The organism is Halomonas sp. ALS9, from assembly GCF_001651035.1.
GTDB lineage: Bacteria > Pseudomonadota > Gammaproteobacteria > Pseudomonadales > Halomonadaceae > Vreelandella.
The window spans coordinates 578,606-597,127 of record NZ_LXRG01000192.1; the positions used below are offsets into that span (position 1 = coordinate 578,606).

Annotated in this window: 19 protein-coding genes; 10 read left to right on the forward strand and 9 right to left on the reverse strand. The window is 54.4% G+C overall.

What is annotated here, in order from left to right; all coding sequences use genetic code 11:
• Window positions 1–103 precede the first annotated feature (103 nt).
• The 4 genes from A6R74_RS16420 to A6R74_RS16435 form a co-directional block, all read right to left on the reverse strand.
• Window positions 104–1,012, reverse strand: a complete 909-nt coding sequence (locus tag A6R74_RS16420) for a LysR family transcriptional regulator (RefSeq protein WP_064235549.1) — start codon at window positions 1,010–1,012, stop codon at window positions 104–106.
• Between the two features lie 2 nt (window positions 1,013–1,014).
• Complete coding sequence (locus tag A6R74_RS16425) at window positions 1,015–1,926, reverse strand: LysR family transcriptional regulator (RefSeq protein WP_064235550.1); 912 nt, start codon at window positions 1,924–1,926, stop codon at window positions 1,015–1,017.
• Window positions 1,927–2,023: 97 nt separating this feature from the next.
• Window positions 2,024–3,061, reverse strand: a complete 1,038-nt coding sequence (locus A6R74_RS16430) for a glycosyltransferase family 9 protein (protein ID WP_205634196.1) — start codon at window positions 3,059–3,061, stop codon at window positions 2,024–2,026.
• A gap of 170 nt (window positions 3,062–3,231) precedes the next feature.
• Entirely contained in the window at window positions 3,232–3,624 is a 393-nt protein-coding gene (locus tag A6R74_RS16435; RefSeq protein ID WP_064235551.1) for a DUF6165 family protein, read from the reverse strand.
• 348 nt (window positions 3,625–3,972) lie between these two features.
• Between A6R74_RS16435 and A6R74_RS16440 the strand changes: the two genes are divergently transcribed.
• The 3 genes from A6R74_RS16440 (at window position 3,973) to A6R74_RS16450 (ending at window position 6,140) form a co-directional block, all read left to right on the forward strand.
• Window positions 3,973–4,827, forward strand: coding sequence for a sensor domain-containing diguanylate cyclase (locus A6R74_RS16440; protein WP_064235552.1), 855 nt, complete (start codon window positions 3,973–3,975; stop codon window positions 4,825–4,827).
• Window positions 4,828–5,083: 256 nt separating this feature from the next.
• Window positions 5,084–5,584 carry a hypothetical protein gene (locus A6R74_RS16445; protein ID WP_125410305.1) on the forward strand — a complete coding sequence of 167 codons (501 nt, stop codon included), beginning with the start codon at window positions 5,084–5,086 and terminating at the stop codon, window positions 5,582–5,584.
• A 109-nt stretch (window positions 5,585–5,693) separates the two neighbouring features.
• Complete coding sequence (locus A6R74_RS16450) at window positions 5,694–6,140, forward strand: GNAT family N-acetyltransferase (RefSeq protein ID WP_240488253.1); 447 nt, start codon at window positions 5,694–5,696, stop codon at window positions 6,138–6,140.
• A gap of 360 nt (window positions 6,141–6,500) precedes the next feature.
• Here A6R74_RS16450 and A6R74_RS16455 read toward each other — a convergent pair whose 3' ends face one another.
• Both A6R74_RS16455 and A6R74_RS16460 read right to left on the reverse strand, forming a co-directional pair.
• Window positions 6,501–6,704 carry a helix-turn-helix transcriptional regulator gene (locus A6R74_RS16455; RefSeq protein WP_064235554.1) on the reverse strand — a complete coding sequence of 68 codons (204 nt, stop codon included), beginning with the start codon at window positions 6,702–6,704 and terminating at the stop codon, window positions 6,501–6,503.
• The gene (locus tag A6R74_RS16460; protein ID WP_064235555.1) at window positions 6,701–7,072 is read right to left on the reverse strand and encodes a hypothetical protein; all 372 of its coding nucleotides are present in this window, start codon (window positions 7,070–7,072) and stop codon (window positions 6,701–6,703) included. The genes A6R74_RS16455 and A6R74_RS16460 overlap by 4 nt, the downstream gene beginning before the upstream one ends.
• 429 nt (window positions 7,073–7,501) lie before the next feature.
• On the opposite strand from A6R74_RS16460, the gene A6R74_RS16470 reads away from it, so the two are divergent.
• On the forward strand, window positions 7,502–9,124 hold the full coding sequence (locus A6R74_RS16470) for a BCCT family transporter (RefSeq protein WP_064235557.1): 1,623 nt from the start codon (window positions 7,502–7,504) through the stop codon (window positions 9,122–9,124).
• Window positions 9,125–9,570: 446 nt separating this feature from the next.
• On the opposite strand, the gene A6R74_RS16475 is transcribed toward A6R74_RS16470, so the two are convergent.
• On the reverse strand, window positions 9,571–9,960 hold the full coding sequence (locus tag A6R74_RS16475; RefSeq protein ID WP_064235558.1) for a histone-like nucleoid-structuring protein, MvaT/MvaU family: 390 nt from the start codon (window positions 9,958–9,960) through the stop codon (window positions 9,571–9,573).
• Window positions 9,961–10,599: 639 nt separating this feature from the next.
• Between A6R74_RS16475 and paaX the strand changes: the two genes are divergently transcribed.
• On the forward strand, window positions 10,600–11,526 hold the full coding sequence (gene paaX / locus A6R74_RS16480) for a phenylacetic acid degradation operon negative regulatory protein PaaX (RefSeq protein WP_064235559.1): 927 nt from the start codon (window positions 10,600–10,602) through the stop codon (window positions 11,524–11,526).
• 55 nt (window positions 11,527–11,581) lie between these two features.
• Here paaX and paaY read toward each other — a convergent pair whose 3' ends face one another.
• Together paaY and A6R74_RS16490 are read right to left on the reverse strand one after the other, a co-directional pair.
• Window positions 11,582–12,190, reverse strand: coding sequence for a phenylacetic acid degradation protein PaaY (gene paaY, locus A6R74_RS16485; protein ID WP_064235560.1), 609 nt, complete (start codon window positions 12,188–12,190; stop codon window positions 11,582–11,584).
• 11 nt (window positions 12,191–12,201) lie between these two features.
• Window positions 12,202–12,444 carry a hypothetical protein gene (locus A6R74_RS16490; protein WP_064235561.1) on the reverse strand — a complete coding sequence of 81 codons (243 nt, stop codon included), beginning with the start codon at window positions 12,442–12,444 and terminating at the stop codon, window positions 12,202–12,204.
• A gap of 569 nt (window positions 12,445–13,013) precedes the next feature.
• Here A6R74_RS16490 and paaG point away from each other — a divergent pair.
• From paaG to paaK, 5 genes are all read left to right on the forward strand, one after another.
• On the forward strand, window positions 13,014–13,805 hold the full coding sequence (paaG, locus tag A6R74_RS16495) for a 2-(1,2-epoxy-1,2-dihydrophenyl)acetyl-CoA isomerase PaaG (protein ID WP_064235562.1): 792 nt from the start codon (window positions 13,014–13,016) through the stop codon (window positions 13,803–13,805).
• A 1-nt stretch (window position 13,806) separates the two neighbouring features.
• Complete coding sequence (paaH, locus tag A6R74_RS16500; RefSeq protein ID WP_064235563.1) at window positions 13,807–15,357, forward strand: 3-hydroxyacyl-CoA dehydrogenase PaaH; 1,551 nt, start codon at window positions 13,807–13,809, stop codon at window positions 15,355–15,357.
• Complete coding sequence (paaI, locus tag A6R74_RS16505; RefSeq protein ID WP_064235564.1) at window positions 15,350–15,817, forward strand: hydroxyphenylacetyl-CoA thioesterase PaaI; 468 nt, start codon at window positions 15,350–15,352, stop codon at window positions 15,815–15,817. The genes paaH and paaI overlap by 8 nt, the downstream gene beginning before the upstream one ends.
• Complete coding sequence (pcaF, locus tag A6R74_RS16510; protein WP_064235565.1) at window positions 15,814–17,019, forward strand: 3-oxoadipyl-CoA thiolase; 1,206 nt, start codon at window positions 15,814–15,816, stop codon at window positions 17,017–17,019. The genes paaI and pcaF overlap by 4 nt, the downstream gene beginning before the upstream one ends.
• Window positions 17,020–17,100: 81 nt before the next feature.
• The gene (gene paaK, locus A6R74_RS16515; protein WP_064235566.1) at window positions 17,101–18,414 is read left to right on the forward strand and encodes a phenylacetate--CoA ligase PaaK; all 1,314 of its coding nucleotides are present in this window, start codon (window positions 17,101–17,103) and stop codon (window positions 18,412–18,414) included.
• Window positions 18,415–18,522 lie beyond the last annotated feature (108 nt).

Consider the following 18,522-nt stretch of genomic DNA (forward strand, 5'->3'; position numbering starts at 1 on the left):
TGGCGAACGTCAAAGCCGTTAGCGACGTTGTCTATCCTGAGCGAAAACAGGAACCGCAAGAATGGTGGTTTTTAACAACAGAAAATTGCGCTGGATGAAATAATCAGTTGACCAACTGCTTCCGCAGCCAGGGGGTCGCAAGTTCCAAAAATGTCATAACGCTGGCAGGTGCCCGTATGCCAAGGGCGTAGGTCAACGCCAGGGAGTGCGCCGCGGGCCAGAGTGATTCAGCGACAGGTTCGAGCAGCCCCTGCTGGCAAGCCCGGCGCGCCTCTAGCTGATAGCAGCACACAATACCCGCGCCCTCAATGGCGGCCCGCAGCGCGGCACTAGATGCGCTAATGGTCAGCCTCGGTTCAAAACGCAGGGATTGGCCTCCAGCCAACCGCCAAACGGACGCCAGCCCCTCCTGTGAGCAGTGAATAAGCGCGTGGCGGGCCAGGCTACTCAGGCTATCCGGCCGCCCTGCCTTATTTAGATAGCGGGGGCTGGCAAACAAGCCAATGCGCAAATCGCCCAGCTGCCTGGCGTAAACGGCGGCAGGCAGCGGCCCGCGCATCAGGTGAAGGTGCGGCGGTGCTTGCGTTCCAATTCGGTGGGAGTGCTCATCGGCCAGCAGGCAGACCTTCAATGCCGGGTGCTGCGCTTGCAACCGCAGCAACAGAGGCAGCAAGAGGGGTTCTAGCAACGACTGGGGTGCCTGCAAACGTAGCGTGCCGTTAAGCTCGCGGTGCTCCTGGCGCGCGCTGGTTTCGGCGTCGGTTACCGTGTGGATCAGCGGGTCGGCGTGTTCGCGTAACCGCTCGCCCGCCGCCGTCAACGAACTCCCCCTGGTCGAGGTAGTGATCAAAGCGACACCCAGGCGCTGCTCCTGAGCGCGCAGCAAGCGGTGGAGCTTGGGCGACGACACGCTGCTCGCTTCAGCCGCGGCCTGCACGCTGCCGTGCTTGGCAACGGCAGATAGTGCCGTTAAGGCTTCAAAGCGCAGCGGCGATTCAGGGAGGAGCGCCATGGTCAGCCACGGTAGGCGAGCGCCGGGTCGGCACGCAGCTGCTCAGCAAGAAAATCAACGAAGGTGCGCACGCTGGCAGCGCGCCCACGGCCTGCCGTTACCCAAATATTGATAGGGATGGCCACTGGTTCGAAGCGCGTTAACACTCGCTGTACCCTACCTTCAGCTTCACTGGCAGCCACCTGGTAAGACAACAGCCGCGTAAGCCCGGCACCCGCCTCAACCGCCGTTAACGCCGCGTGAATAGCGCTGATGCGCAGCCGTGGCGAGGGCGTTACCTCAATGCGCTTGCCCTCCTCCTCGAACCACCAGTGGCCGCTCAAGTTGCCGCCTTCAGCCACCACCGTGGGCAGCGTTTCCAGCTCAAGGGGGTGTGTCGGTTCGCCGTGTCGGGCTAACCACTCGGGGCTGGCGCAAACCACTTGGCGCACCTCACCAACCAGCACGGTCAAGTGTTGGCAATCCTCGGGCACATGCCCGATGCGCACCGCCACATCGACGCCCTCCTCCTGCAGGTTAACCGGCCGATCGATCAATTCGGCACGCACCTGCACCTCTGGGTATTGATCCAGATAAGCGACGATTTGTGGGGTAACGAAGTACTCACCAAACAGCACCGGCGCGGTCACGTTTAAAAGACCGCGTGGAGTAAGATAGCTACCGGTCGCGGCGGCCTCAGCCTCGGAAAGCTGTGCAAGCACCTGCTGAGCATCCTCCAGATAACGACGCCCCGCCTCCGTTACGTGTACCTGCCGCGTAGTGCGCTGTAACAACGCAACGCCCAAGCGCGCTTCAAGCGCCGCCACCGCCCGAGTCACCCGAGGAGGCGACAGTTCAAGCTGCCGCGCGGCAACCGAAAAACTCTCTAGCTGAGCCACCGCTGCAAATACACGCATCTCTTCGAATCTATCCAAGTTCGCTCCAGGAACAGCGGTAGAAATAACTGCCATATTTTACATCGCCACCAGCGGATAAAATAATGCCCTCCGCTTAACCGCCCTCACAAGGCGCTTAACTTACGTTTTCTTCCACCCACTGATCTAGTTTCATCGTGACATCTTCGACAGTGACCATCGCCATTGCCCCATCGAATTCAGCTTTGGCGCCCCAGCGGGCCTGAGATACGGTCTTGCCAGTGAATTTTTCTAGCGCTTCTGAATAACGGTTAACACACCATTGCACAGAGCTATAAGGGCCTGACCGATGAGGATTACTGGCAGCAAACAGGCCTAACACGTCGGTACCCACCGCGCTGGCTATATGCGCGGGGCCGGTATCCGGCGCGACCAGCAAGTCAGCGTGAGTCAGTAGTGCCGTTAGCTGTTTGAGATTATCCTGGCCGCAAATATTGGTGGGCACCTCTTTCATGCTAGCGGTGATCGCCTCGCAGTACTCTATCTCGGTGGGAGATGGGCTACCGACCAACAGCACATTCATATCATGCTGCCGAATAGCGTAGTCAGCTAAATGTGCGTAGCGATCGACGCTCCAGTTCCGCAAGGAATGGCTGGCACAAGGGCTGATGACAAGGTTTTTACGATGAGGGTCTAGCTTGGCCCAGGCAAATTCATGATCCCCTTCTTCAAGCGGAATGGACCATCTCGGAGGGGCAGCAGTAAGCCCAATCGGCTCAAGAAAACTGGCAAGACAATCCCTGACATGCTGTTGCGGCGCAGGGGCTATGCGGCAATTAATAAACAAGCTATGGAGATCTTTACTACGGGCTTTATCGTAGCCCACTTTTAACTTAGCGGGCACCAGCGCAGCGACCAAATTAGCGCGTAAAGAGACCTGCATATGAAGCAAGACATCAAATCGTCGGCCTTGCATTGCCTGACGAAATTCATGGTAACCCCGCCAACCGGCATTTTTATTGAAAACAATAAACTCCACACCCGGTATGTCACCCACTAATTTTTCCTCAAGCTTGCCAATTACCCAGACAATATGGGTATCTGGGTAACGCTCTTTAAGCTCTAAAACAATAGGAATGACGTGGGTAACATCACCAATGGCAGACAAACGAAGCAAACAGATTGAATTAATCAATGGAACCCCTTGTTGTATTATTTTAATAATTGAGCTAAAAGCTGGACATATCGATAGCGACCATTCTCCTTGTAGCGATATAATATCCTTATTGTTAATTATCGAAGATAATAAAATAATAACTACCGAAGATGACCAAACTTCAAAAGCACCTATCTATTAGCTTTCACTCAATAAGCTGAATACGATTTCTCTTCTATAAGACGTGAACCCAGTAATACATTGACTTCTTTTTTGATTGCAGCACGCCTATCGTTAGTTAAATAGACAGAGCGAGCCAGCTCGATAAACGCGGGCCCAAAGTCCTGACTTTTCTCATGATCGCGAATGGAATCTTCAATATCCCACAGCTGCTCATTGATGCTCCTCAGCTGGCCACGCAGTTCAGCTACTTCGGGGCTATCCGGTATCTCATCTTCCCATGCCTCACCTAATTCATTTAGCTCTTGGTGAACATTTTCAAGCTTATGCTGATCTTTAATTCGCGCTGACTTAATCTCAAGGATGGTAATTTTGTCCAGCACCTCGCCAAAAGAAATCGCCACTTCCATTGCATCTGCCATTCTCAAACACCCTTATTTACTCGTGAAAATTAACCATTCCTGTGAACATAGAAACAGGGCCAATCCAAACCCATAAAACGAGCTTAGTGAGATGCCCTGCGCTCAATGGCACTTTTACGGTATCCCTCTCAGGACACGCCCGAACGCTTCAAGTTCCAAGGCGTATAAATCCACTCACTACACCTGTGCTAGGCTAAATTAAGCTTCACCGCTAACCGATGCCCCATCTGCACAGCCATTGATCAACAGGATTTAGGCAGCGCCTCTTTCCAACGTTGACAGAATTCTTATCGCCTCTCTTCGCGATTGCTCTATAGTCGAAGAATGCTAACCGGATGAGCCCAGCCTATGGCCGTTGACCTGCAAGCGCTCTACCCCAAACTGATTCATCTAATGCTGGACGCCGTCTTCGTGGTCGATAAAGACAACCAGATTGTCTTTGTGAGTGATGCCTGTGAGTCACTACTCGGTTACGCACCCCGCGAGTTGATTGGCACCCTGATTACTAACTACATGCACCCTGACGATTTAGCGGCCACACGGGACTCCATTGACCGTGTGATGAACGGCAAACCCCACATGGATTTCCGCAACCGCTATATCCGCAAGGACGGCGGCATCGTGCATATCCTGTGGGCTGCCCGCTGGTACGAAGAAGAAGGTGTGCGGATCGGTGTCGCGCGAAATGTCACAGCGCTTATGCAGGCCGAGGAGGAACTACGCTATCTTGCTCACCATGATCCACTGACAAAGCTGACCAACCGAGCGCTATTCTATGATCGGTTGGTCTCGGGGATAAGTGCGGCCCACCGTCACCAGAACATCCTGGCGTTGCTGTTTCTGGATATTAATGACTTCAAGGGCATCAATGATGTTCATGGGCATGCCGCGGGAGACCGAGTGCTCTGCACGGTAGCCAGACGGTTGGAAGGCTGTGTGCGAGAGACGGATACAGTCGCCCGGATGGGCGGCGATGAATTCACAGTGCTATTAACGGATATCAAGTCGACGACGGCTGTGACGGAAAAGGTAGATCAGATACTCACCGTCATGAGCGAGCCATTAGGCGCTGAATTTGGCGAAGTGAGCATGCCATCTTGCAGCATCGGCGTGGCCTGTTATCCCGAAGATGGCAGGGACGCCGATACCCTGCTAAGCCGTGCAGATAGCCATATGTATCAGATCAAAAGGCGCAATCGCTAGCAGGCGACAAGCTTGCGGAAAACCAATATGGATCCGCAGCCCACTTAAGCAGCCTGCGCTAGGCCATTTTTAATGGAAAATTGACCGAATATACTTACTAATATTATAGAACATAGATATTGAGTCTACATGCCGCTAACATCCCTTAGCCGGCGTGCCGGAAAATGCAGTAGGTGCGCGAATCTTGAACATACAGCCTAATTTAAATTTATAATTTGGCGTCTCTACTTGAGGTGTTATGATTCAGGGAGGATTGGTGCATAAATTCTATGTCGCTTTAGTGGCGTTTTTGCCAGTCGCCGCACATGCGAATGCTGTCTGGCCCGCGTTATATTTAGAAACTCGCCTATTTTCGTGGTGGGCAATATCTGTAGGTTTATTGATCGAGTATCTTTTTGTACGAAAGTTGCTCCTTACTCCCCCTCAGAAAGCGGCGGCGGCAACAGTCACGGCAAATATCGCATCTGCAGTTTTGGGCGTCTTGCTTATTCCTTTAGCAGGTATTGCTTGGGAGGTATTTCCTGGGCTAGTTTTCTATCATGTATTCAATATGGGTACTTTTAACCCTATTACGTGGTGTGCGACGTTCCTTCTGGCCTGCACAGTGAATGTGGCTATTGAAGGACTGGTGTATAAAAAAGTGTTTAGGCTTGGTTTTATCTTTAAAAGCAAGCTGTTCCTGTGGTTTATGCTGGCCAATGCCGCAAGCGTTGGTGTTGCTATGGCAAGTTTAGCAATGTATCCGGTGCAGCCATGAAACATAACCAAGCCATTAAATTCGCTCTCTTCGGTCGCCAGACGCGCGTTCCTTGCGCCGTTTATAGCGGGCGTTAAACCTAGCATGGAATCTAGAGCAGGAGTTATCGTTGGTAATAAATGAAGTACCACCTTTAGATGCACCGATGGATCTACTTCTTTTGGCGGATCCGTCTAAGGAGGCAGTCAAAAAGTACCTGGATCAATCTCGGTGTTTCGTAGCGTACTCCAAGGATATGGCAACTGGAGTTTGTGTCGTCAAACCGATCGCAGGAGGAGCGCAAGAGCTGATGAATATCGCCGTTTCGCCAGCGATCCAGCAGAAAGGTGTTGGCACGCGACTTCTAAAGCATGTTATTGAAAAAGCGAAAGAGTCAGGTGCACAGTTCCTAGAGGTTGGTACTGGCACTTTCGGTTATCAATTGACTTTCTACCAGCGGGAGGGCTTTAGAGTTAAACGCATCGATAAGGATTTCTTCTTGAAAAACTATCAAGAGCCAATCATTGAAAATGGGGTTCAACACAGAGATATGCTTAGGTTGGCTCTTTATTTTTAGAGCGATGATTTTCGTCAACGAATGGTTTAACAAAATAGTGCACGCGTCAAATACGTGACTACGGCGTTGTATCAGTGCAGCCTAAAAATCCGCTCCTGGCAGGATGCCGCTACTAGCGAACCTGAGCGGCCTTTCACGATGGGCGGGAAACGGCCCATGGCTGCAATTAAGAGTCGCCCTGAAAAGGTCATTTTACACTATTCAAAACTTACCATTTGAAGGGTAGTAGGATACCTCGCGGCGGTGTGCCTACTCGCATTAATGGGGACAGAATATGAATCTACACAAATATGCCGCGTGCACGGAAATAACGTTGCTAGGCCTTACCATCCCCACTGTGCATCAACAGACTGCTTCGGATCAGACGGCGTGGTTCTCATCATCAAAAATTCTCTCGATAGGCAAACCGAATGCGCGAGAAATCTGGAAAGCAAGTGGCAAACTGGGGTCGTACCTGCCATTTTCAATCGCGTTAATCGTCTGACGTGAGACGCCCAAGATCGTGGCCAATTTCTGCTGCGACCAGTTGTGCTGGGCTCGTAGCTCTTTAAGTTTGTTTTTCATTGATATCGGTTCTTAGCAATCATTAACCCCACGATCCACATCAGCCCCATTATTGGCCAAACCCATAGCCATGGCAGATGAGGTGCACCAATGTTTTCCATGAAGCCATAGCTAAACGTCAACAGTGCAGAGGCTGCAAATGCGAATCCCAGAGCTTCGAACTGAATGCGCAATTGCATCTCATCCAGCCGTCGCATCTGCCGCACTACCGCCCAACACATAAATGCCGCAGGGATAACGGGGGAAAGTGTGATGGCCACACGGACTACAAAATCGGCATCATGAAAGTGAATCAGAGCGAACAATGACACCGCTAGCACTACCATGTAACACGCCAACGCAGCACCCATCTCGTAAAGGTATCTCATCTATGCAGCCTCCTTTGTAAAGTAAGCTTTACGGTAGCTAATGCACGACTGATAGTAAAGCTTGCTTTACATTTTTTTGGGAGGGGGTCGTGGGATGCTCTCAGGGATCACTTCTTTAAAAGCGGCCTGCTTGGCAGTCGATAGCAGCCCCGTGTCAATGTGGGTAAAGGGGACGGGGTTATTGGTCGACGGCGGCGACCCATTTCACCTAGGTCTCGATCAGGCGCTCCTTGTGCTCCTCGCGCAAAGCGGTGAGCTCTCAGCAGGCCTACTCACAAAGGTTGCTCCCTAAGGGTTTGCCTCCTTTTTGTCTGCGCCCAGCTTGGCGTAATCAGCCTATAACTCCTACGTTGTTATAGAAGCTGGTCAAAGACGGGTCGTGAAAACGAGTCTTGAAAACGGGTTTTAAAAACACAGGGAGACGTAACGATGGATGCACTTGCGCGCAAGCTGGGCCTCAAGACGGATCCCACCATATTTTTCACCTCTGCTGGGATTATGATCCTTTTTTTAGTGGCGCTGTTGATTGCGCCGGGCCCCATAGGCGAAGCCTTCGGCGCTGGGCGGCAATGGATCGTGACTAACCTTGGCTGGTTTTTTATTTTCGGGGTCACAAGCTGGGTGGCATTTCTACTGTGGGTGGCGATCAGCCGATACGGGGCAATTCGACTGGGGGGCAATGATGCCAAGCCCGCTTATACCAACGCTTCCTGGTTCGCCATGCTGTTTGCTGGCGGTATCGGCACGGTATTGATGTTCTGGGGGGTTGCCGAGCCTATTTCCCACTTTGCGACGCCTCCACGGCCGGGTGTTGAGCCCTTCTCTGTTGACGCCGCCGACGATGCCATGAGCTTTTCGATTTATCACCTGGGGCTGCATACCTGGGCGATTTTCGCCATGCCGGGGCTAGCATTTGCGTATTTTATCTATCGTTACAACCTGCCGATGCGTTTTAGCTCGGTCTTCTTCCCTCTGTTAGGCGAGCGCATTTACGGCCCCATCGGTAAAGCTCTCGATATCTTTGCCATACTCGGCACCCTATTTGGCGTGGCGGTTTCTATCGGCTTGGGCACCCAGCAGATTAATGCGGGGCTAACAGAACTGTTTGGTGTGCCGGATGCCGTGATAACGAAAGTGTTGATCATCGCCGTTCTGACCACCGTGGCCGTGGGGTCCATCGTGGCGGGGTTGGATTCAGGCGTGAAGCTGCTCTCTAACATCAATATCGGCATGGCCGTTGGCCTGTTGGTGTTTGTGCTGTTTACCGGCTCGACGGTTTTCCTTTTGCGTGCCGTTGTCGAAACCTTTGGGCTGTATATCACCAACCTGCTGCCCATGGCTTTCTGGAATGACACCCTAGCACGCTACTCCAGCGATGGCGGTGCCTGGGGGTGGCAAGGCAGTTGGACGGTATTTTACTGGGCCTGGACGGTGACCTGGTCTCCGTTCATCGGCATTTTTGTAGCGCGGATTTCCCGCGGGCGAACTATCCGCGAATTCGTGCTGGGGGTGCTGTTCGCTCCCTCCATCTTTACGCTGATCTGGTTTGCGATTTTCGGCTGGTCAGCGATGGAAATTGACGGCATAGGGCCAGAGGCCCGGGCAGCCATGGGCGATCAGGCCGGCACCATATCCGCTGCCGTCGCCGAAAGCATTCCGCTCGCCATGTTTGCGTTTTTTGAGAACTTCCCCGCCGCTACTTTGATTCAGGGCCTGGCGGTGGTGATCGTCGCCATCTTCTTTGCCACCTCCTCAGACTCCGCCTCCCTGGTCGTCGATATGCTGTGTACCGGCAGCTCCGACCCTGGCCCATGGCACCAGCGGGTATTTTGGGGCGTATCCGAGGGCATGCTGGCTGCCATGCTGATCGTGTTGGCGGGCGATGCCGGGCTTACCGCCCTGCAGGAGGTCATCACCGTTGTCGGTCTGCCGATGTTTATCCTGGTATTTATCATGATGTTCGCGCTATATCGCGGCCTCTCCCATGAAGAGCTCAGCGAAGTACGAGTAGGCAGCCCACCCAAGCAGGAAGAGCTAAGGCCGGAAGATTAGGCTGCACACAATAGTGGCCTGCGAGAATTCACAGGCCACTATTACACATCGATAGAGTTCTACCTTTCTAGACCAAGCCAACTCTGGCTTATTCAGTGAGTGTTAGCGCCTACCTACGTTAAAAGGGAATGCTTACCGGAATGCACACAACCACCCGTCGAGTGACTTAGGGTTCATTTCAGGCGCTAAAGATTAGCAATACGGTAGCGGCTTAGAGATTGGGTGGCCTGGGCAAAGTAGAAGCACCTACCCGGAGATAAGAACTAATAAAAATTAGATTAATGTTAATAAAACGATGGGTAGATCATTAGAGCAAAACGCTACTTAATGGATGGCTGATGTTCTCAGCGCTTAGATAAATTATCGCTCACTGAGCAGGCTCAGTGAGCGTTTTATGGGTAATTTTGCCAAGCCGGCGCCATCACCCAAAGTAAACATCAGTTTTATTACGCGATTTCGTTCACAACCCAACTGACCACTTCTTCATTACCAAATTCTGCTTTCCACCCTTGAATGACTTTGTGGTTCCCGCCACGGGTTTCTACCACTTCGCCAGTGTGTGGGTTCTTGTAGACCTTCAAAGGGCGTTTTTTACGGCCATCCGTATCGCTTGTGCTTACCTTGCCCGCTTTTGCTGGTTTAGAGCGGTAAGATGGGTCAAGCATTTCGCATACGTCGCGCGCTAGTTTTCCGTGCTCAGTCATAAGCGCTTGCAGTCTTTCTTTGAACTCAAGCTCTTCTTTTAGCTCACTGTTATTTTCCAGTGCTTGCAGCTCTTCTTGTAGCTGCTTTAACAACTGTTCTTTTTTGAGATAATCACTCAGTACCGACGCCATGGTCTAAATTCCTATATTTTTAAAATTTATTTAAGATAACTCTTAAACGTATATCTTACGCATTATAGCTTTAATATCGTCATCGAGAAAAGGAAAGCTCAAGTTTAATCAATGAGCATGGGCGCGCCATTTAGTCGCAGGCGCCTTTTTAACAATTTGTTTCGCTCGGCAGGATTTGAACCTGTCCCCTCGGCTTCGGAAGCTAATACCTAACCGTGCCGATCAGCCACCCACTGAAAAACCTTAGCGGCACAATCTATTTTATCCCGATTGATGCCGACTGAGCTTGCCCGCGCTAGGCGTACAAGAGGCATCTAGGAAGCGATTGATGTAGAGTTTTCAAGCGTCGAGCGCCAGATTGTAGCTTTTGATGTAGAAACGATTAATTAGCCAATCAGCTCTGAGTAATTTTGAGCCATATAGTGAATGAGCTCTACGCATTTTTTCGGTTGAAATAGGGCAATTACCGTGCCTACGAAACTTGGGACGATTCACTTCTTCACAAACCGTTGGCACCAGACTCCCTGGTAACGACTCCGGCCAAACCACCAAAAAACGTGATACGATAATCTGCTATATTCGTTATATTTTCTGTCATTTCTACCGACAATATCATCGTAAAGGAAAACAACTTTCACCATGTCGTCAGCTACAGACTGCGTCGCCACGCTTATTGATGACTTCCAGCAACGTCGACCAATCCGCGCCGGTTCACTGATTATTACCGTCTATGGCGACTCTATCGTTCCGCGGGGCGGTACCGTGTGGCTTGGTAGTCTGTCGAAACTGGTGGAGCCTATCGGTATCAATGAGCGGCTAGTGCGTACCTCTGTTTACCGGCTGACCCATGAGACCTGGCTACGGGGTGAAAAGGTGGGTCGTCGCAGCTACTACCGATTGAGTGGCCCTGGGCGGCGGCGTTTTGAACAAGCTTTCAAACGCGTCTATCACGGCGCTCAGCCTCCTTGGTCGGGCCAGTGGACATTAGCATTGCTGACACAGCTCCCCCCAGACCGGCGTCAGCAGATTCGTGACGAGCTCGAATGGCTGGGTTTTGGTAGTTTTGCACAGGGCGTGCTGGCACACCCTACGCTGTCATGCGCAGAAGCCATGGCGGCCTTGCAAGAACTGGATGCGGCAGACGATACGATCGTTATGCAAACTCAGGCCATGGAGCCCATGACCAGCAAACCGCTACGACTCCAGGTCAGAGAGAGTTGGAACCTCGACGAATTAGCCGAGCTCTACCAACGTTTTCTGGTTAAGTTTCGCCCCCTCTGGAACGCCCTCAACACAGAGAACCATTTGGGCCAGGAAGCGTGCTTCATTGCGCGAACCTTGCTTATTCACGAGTATCGCAAGGTTCAATTACGCGATCCTCTTCTGCCGGACGAACTCCTCCCCACGGCGTGGGAAGGCCGCTATGCCCACCAGCTCTGCCGCAATCTCTATCGTTTGCTCTACGAACGCGCAGAGCGCTGGCTAGATCGACACCTGGAAACCGCCGAGGGCCCATTACCCGCCCCCGGGCCCAGTTTTTACCAGCGCTTCGGCGGGCTGGAATGAGCACTTAACAAGATCACTGAACAAGTCGTCATATCGAGCATACCGCAATTTATGATTATGACGACTGATCCAGCGTCTGCTGTTTAGGCTGAGTGTCACCGGCTAGCAAAGCTGGGCGGTCAGCATCGAGTTCTGCCAGCGGTTCACAGGCTTCCAAGCTGTCACGGCAACGGGTCACTAAACGCTGATACTCTTGGGTGCCCTGCTGCTTCCAGGCAAACTCCTCATCGCTCAGCGTGCGCTTGACCTTTGCAGGTGACCCCATCACCAGTGACTGGGGCTCACACTCGAAGCCCGCCTTAACGAAGGCTGCTGCCGCCACGATAGATCGCTCAGCAATGTTGGCACCGTCCATCACCACGGCGTTCATCCCCACCATGGCATCACGCCCAATCACGCAGCCATGCAGTACCGCGCCATGTCCGATATGGCCATCCTTCTCAACCTTAGTGACGCAGCCCGGAAAGCCGTGCATCACACAGGTATCCTGAAGGTTGGATCCCTCTTCCAGCACAAGACGGCCGAAATCGCCGCGCATCACCGCGCCAGGGCCTACATAACAGTTGGGACCCACGATCACATCCCCGATCAACACCGCAGTAGGGTGTACATAAGCCGTCGGGTGAACCACTGGCGTCACCCCTTCAAGTCGATAGTAAGGCATAACGTTCTCCGTTAGTTTGATTGGCCGTGGCGACGGCTTTGCACCACCACGAAGCGGTTGGCAACAAAGGCTTGATTACATAGGGAAGCATTCGCGGCAGGATTGTTAGACGGTGCCGCTTTAACGGCATCCTCAGGGTATTTGCGCATGCTTTCTGGATAGGGTGTCCAAAAATCACGGCCATAGGTAGCGGCGACAGCCCGGTCAAGAATCTCACGATGAAGGTCGAACATCTGCTGCGCTGATTGCGTCATGGGGCGCTCCTGCACTCACTTATTTTTTTGATACGCTATATTCTTGAAGACTATCTTTCCCGTAACAAAACATCAAACGCTTTCCCTGCCACCACTTACTTAAGTAGTGATGTACTAACTGTCGATAAACTCGATAGATATGAGCTGGGTATGCCTTCTTGAGCTACTTAACCGTCTTTCATACCATGGTCTAAGGCCCCTCATCTCTTTGCAAAAAATACATGCAAGCTATTGTTAAAAAAGCATAAATAAACCAAAACAATCATAAGCGACACACTAAAGACAACTAAGCAATATTGATGTGTATCAAAATAAACCTATACTCGGCAGATATTCATCCTGCGCACCCCAGGCCGAACTGAGGTAAAAATGCCCTCTACTCTAAAAATAACCACACCCATGGAAGGCGTTTTATGCATCACGCTGAAACGCCCGGAAGCACTGAATGCGCTTTGAACGCCATGCCTTCACTTTTCTGGCGGGCACCGCCGACTGCGACGAGGGTATTCGCGCCTTCCTAGAAAAACGACCAGCCTCTTTTAAAGGGCACTGAGACAAGGATATTCCCCATGAGCCAAGCGCCCCTGCTTTACAGCGTCGAAGACGGCGTCGCCTGTATTACGCTGAACCGCCCCGACAGCCTGAACAGCTTCAATACCGAAATGCATGCCGAGATGCGCAAGGTGCTTAAGGCCGTGCGCCAGGATCCAAGCGTTCGTGCTCTGCTGCTGACGGGTAGCGGCCGCGGCTTCTGCGCCGGTCAAGACCTTTCCGACCGTAGCGTCGCGCCCGGCGAGCAAGCCCCCGACCTCGGCGAGTCGCTGGAGAAACGCTATAACCCTATGCTGCGCGCCCTTAAAGACATGCCGTTTCCGACTATTTGTGCGGTGAACGGTGTGGCTGCAGGTGCTGGTGCCAACATCGCCCTGGCTTGCGACATCGTGTTGGCGGCTCGCTCGGCAAGCTTTATTCAGGCCTTCTGTAAGATCGGTTTAATACCAGACTCCGGCGGCACCTGGACACTGCCTAACTTAGTCGGCATGGCCCGCGCCAAGGGCTTGGCAATGCTGGGCGACAAGCTTCCCGCCGAGACTGCCGAGCAGTGGGGCATGATCTGGCGCTGCGTTGACGATGAAGCGCTCCAAGAAGAAGCCATGAACATGGCTCGCCACCTGGCCACTCAACCCACACGCGGCTTGGCACTAATTAAGCGCGCCCTGCATGCCAGCAGCGATAACAGCTTCAACGAACAGCTCGATCTGGAGCGCGATCTTCAGCGGCTGGCCGGGCGCTCGGAGGATTACCGCGAAGGCGTCAGCGCTTTCATGGAGAAACGTCACCCCACCTTTAAGGGAGAGTGATATGCCAGCACTTCCTAGCACCGCCACTATTGGCGTTATCGGCGCAGGGGCCATGGGTGCCGGTATCGCTCAGGTAGCCGCCCAGGCTGGCCACTCGGTGATTCTCTTTGACAATCAACCGGGCACAGCAAAAGCCGGTATCGACAACATTCGTCGCCAGTTGGAAAAGCGTGTTGCCAAGGGCAAAATGCCTCAAGGTGATGTGGATAACATCATCGCTCGCCTGCAGCCTGCCGATGCAATTGATGCCCTGGCCGATAGTCGCCTGATTATCGAAGCCATCGTCGAGAACCTTGAGATTAAGCGCCAGGTGTTTGCTCAGCTCGAAGCGCTATGCTCACCGGAGACCTTGCTCGCCAGTAATACCTCATCACTGTCGATTACTTCCATTGCCGCCAATCTTGAATACCCCGAGCGCATGGCGGGGCTGCACTTCTTCAACCCCGCGCCGGTGATGAAGCTAGTGGAAGTGGTGTCTGGACTGGCGACCACCACCGAGGTCGCTGAGACTCTGTTCGATACCGCCAGCGCCTGGGGCAAGGTCGCGGTGCACGCCAGTTCCACCCCGGGCTTTATCGTGAACCGCGTGGCACGGCCCTTCTATGCTGAAGGTCTTCGCCTGCTACAGGAAGTTGCCAGCGATGCCGCCACCCTGGATGCACTGATGCGCCAGGCCGGCGGGTTCCGCATGGGGCCTTTCGAGCTGATGGACTTGATCGGTCATGACGTTAACTACGCCGTGACCCGTTCGGTGTTCGATGCCTACTACGGCGACACCCGGTTCAAACCCTCCCTGGTGCAACAGGCGCTGGTTGAAGCCGGTAGCCTGGGGCGTAAGTCTGGCCAAGGCTTCTTCGACTACCCTCCTGAAGGAGAGCGTGCAAATACCGTTATGGCTCAGCCCAAGTTTGCAGCACCAGCAAACGCGGAACTGCCCGCACTTGTCGTACAGGGCGCGAATAGCACCATCGCTCCGCTGCTGGAACGCGCTCAGGAAGCCGGGCTTGATGTGGTACATCGCGAATCGCTACAACAAGACGGTACGTCTCGCTTGTACCTAGGCGACCTGGTGCTGGCCCTCAGCGATGGGCGCTGCGCCGCCGAGCGCGCGGTTAATGAAGGGCTCGAAGCCCTGGTACTGTTCGACCTGTGCCTGGACTACCGCAGCGCCAGCGCCATAGGGCTTGCTGCCAGCCATACAGCGTCGCCCGAGGCCCGCCAGCTTGCCACAGCTTTCTTCCAACGTTTGGGAATGGATGTGGCCTGGCTGACCGACACGCCGGGGCTGGTGGTATTGCGCACCGTGACCATGCTCGCCAATGAAGCCGCCGATGCCGTTTTGCAAGGTGTCTGCAGCGCCCAGGATGGCGACCTGGCCATGCAGGCCGGGGTCAACTACCCACGCGGCCCCTTGGCCTGGGCGGACTCGCTGGGACTGCCCTTCGTTCACCGTACCCTTACACACCTGCAGCAGAGCTACGGCGAAGAGCGCTATCGCAGCTCTTTCCTGCTGCGCCGCAAAGCCCTGAGTGAGGAAAGCTTTCATGAGTGACTCCCAACTGACCCCGCAACAGCTGGCGGAAGCCTGTGCCGAGGCAATGTTTTCCCGCGACCATGCCAGCCAAGGGCTGGGTATGCGCATTACGCGCATGGCACCCGGCTTCGCCGAACTGACCATGACCGTGCGTCAGGACATGGTGCAGGGGCACGGCAACTGCCATGGCGGCTTTCTGTTTGCCCTGGCCGACTCCGCCTTTGCGTTTGCCTGCAACAGCTACGATGAAGCCACCGTCGCCGCTGGCTGCAGTATCGACTATCTCGGCCCCGCCCAGTTGGGCGATGAGCTCACCGCCACCGCCGAAGAGCGCAGCCGCCGTGGGCGCACCGGCATTTACGACATCACGTTGCGCAATCAGCACGGCGATACCATTGCCTTATTCCGTGGACGTTCCTACAAAATCCGCGGCAGCGTACGCCGCCTGGAAGACACCGCTGCTGGAGACAACCAATGAAAGACGCGCTAATTATTGATGCCATACGCACTCCGATAGGTCGCTACGGCGGCGCACTTTCAAGCGTGCGTGCCGATGACCTGGGGGCCATTCCCATGCGCGCCCTGATGGAGCGCAATCCGAACATAGACTGGTCGCTGGTAGACGATGTCCTTTACGGCTGCGCCAACCAGGCAGGGGAAGACAACCGCAACGTAGCACACATGTCTGCGTTGCTCGCGGGGCTTCCCGTTGAGGTGCCCGGCTCCACCATTAACCGTTTGTGTGGTTCTGGAATGGACGCCGTCGGCAACGCTGCCCGCGCCATCAAGACCGGTGAAGCGGGGCTGATGATTGCTGGCGGTGTGGAGTCGATGTCCCGAGCCCCTTTTGTGATGGGTAAGGCAGAACAAGCTTTCTCACGTCAGGCCGTCATCTTCGACACCACCATCGGCTGGCGCTTTGTGAACCGTGCCATGAAGGCCCAGTTCGGCATCGACTCCATGCCCGAAACCGCCGAAAACGTCGCCGAACAGTTTGTTATTTCCCGGCAAGACCAAGACGCCTTCGCACTCCGCAGCCAACAGCGTACCGCCGCCGCCATGGAGGCCGGCCGCCTGGCCGAAGAGATCACTCCTGTCGAAGTCCCCCGGCGCAAACAGGATCCGCTGGTGGTAGATAGCGATGAGCATCCGCGCGCCACCACGACCGCCGAGCAACTCGCCAAACTGCCCACGCCCTTCCGTGAAGGCGGCAGTGTTACTGCGGGCAATGCCTCAGGCGTTAACGATGGCGCCTGTGCGCTGCTGATGGCGTCACCTGAGCAGGCCGAACGTTTTGGCCTGAAAGCCCGCGCTCGTGTAGTAGGCATGGCCACCGCGGGGGTGGAGCCGCGGATCATGGGGTTCGGCCCCTCACCCGCCACCCGCAAGGTCCTTGCCCAGACCGGGCTTACCTTGGATCAGATGGATGTTATCGAACTCAACGAAGCGTTCGCTGCTCAGGCGTTGGCGGTTATGCGCGACCTAGGGCTTAGCGATGATGCCGAACACGTTAACCCCAATGGCGGCGCCATCGCACTCGGCCACCCGCTGGGCATGAGCGGCGCTCGACTCGTCACCACCGCCCTGCATGAACTCGAACGTCGGCAAGGACGCTTTGCGCTATGCACCATGTGTATCGGTGTCGGCCAGGGCATCGCGATGGTCATTGAGCGCGTATAAGCCCATAACTAACACCATTCTCTAGACCATGGCGCATTTAGACACTAGTCCAATAACAACTTGCTTGACCGGAGCCCCCTGATGAATCAGCCCGCTACGCCTATCGACACTGCAACTCTCGACCCCTTGGAAACTGCCAGCGTCGACGAGCTGCGCGCCACTCAGTTCAAGCGCCTGAAGTGGAGCCTGAGGCACGCTTACGACAATGTGCCGTTCTACCGGCAGTCTTTCGATAAAGCCGGGGTACATCCCGACGATATCCAGACACTGGCGGATCTCGCCAAACTGCCGTTCACCACCAAGGCCGATCTACGCGACAACTACCCGTTTGGCATGTTGGCCACGCCGATGAGCGAGATCGTGCGTATCCATGCCTCCAGCGGTACCACGGGGCAACCCACGGTGGTTGGCTACACCCAGAAAGATATTGATGTGTGGTCCGATGTGATGGCGCGCTCAATCCGTGCCGCTGGCGGCAGCCGCAATGACAAGGTGCATGTGGCGTATGGCTACGGCCTGTTCACCGGTGGGCTGGGCGCGCATTACGGCGCCGAACGCCTGGGTTGCGCGGTCATCCCCATGTCAGGCGGCCAGACCGAGAAACAGGTTCAACTGATCCGTGATTTCGAGCCGAACATCATCATGGTCACCCCTTCTTACATGCTCAACATCGCGGACGAAATGGAGCGCCAAGGCATCGACCCTCACAAGCTGCCCCTGCGCACTGGCATTTTCGGTGCTGAACCCTGGACCGACAGCATGCGTACTGCTTTAGAGCAGCGTCTGGGCATCGACGCCCTCGATATTTATGGTCTCTCCGAGGTAATGGGGCCGGGCGTGGGCATGGAGTGTCTGGAAACCAAAGATGGCCCGACCATCTGGGAAGATCATTTCTACCCCGAGATCATCGACCCCGCCAGCGGCGAAGTACTCCCCGATGGCGAATACGGCGAGCTGGTGTTCACCACCCTGACCAAAGAAGGCCTGCCGGTAATTCGCTACCGCACCCGCGACCTGACCCGCCTGCTACCCGGCACCGCACGCCCCATGCGGCGCATCGACAAGATCACTGGCCGCAGCGATGACATGCTGATCATTCGCGGGGTGAATGTGTTCCCCACACAGATTGAAGAGCAACTGCTCAAGATCGCGTCGCTTTCGCCCCACTACGAGATCGAAGTCAGCCGCCAAGGCAATATGGACACGGTACTTGTACGTGTCGAAGCTAACCATCATGACATCGCCCGCGACCCTGTGGCCTGTGAACAAGCCGCGAAAGAGCTTCAGCATGCCATCAAGACATACATTGGTATCAGCAGCCAAGTTGAAGTGTGCCCGTTAGAAAGCGTTATGCGTTCGATGGGTAAGGCTAGGCGCGTCAAGGATCTTCGCTGATTCAGTTCTCTAATTGCTTGATGTCGCTATGAACGTGCATCGGCGCATAAGCATTAAAGTATTTATACGTAGGGGATTGCTCTCATCGAACAAAGACAATCCCTTCCT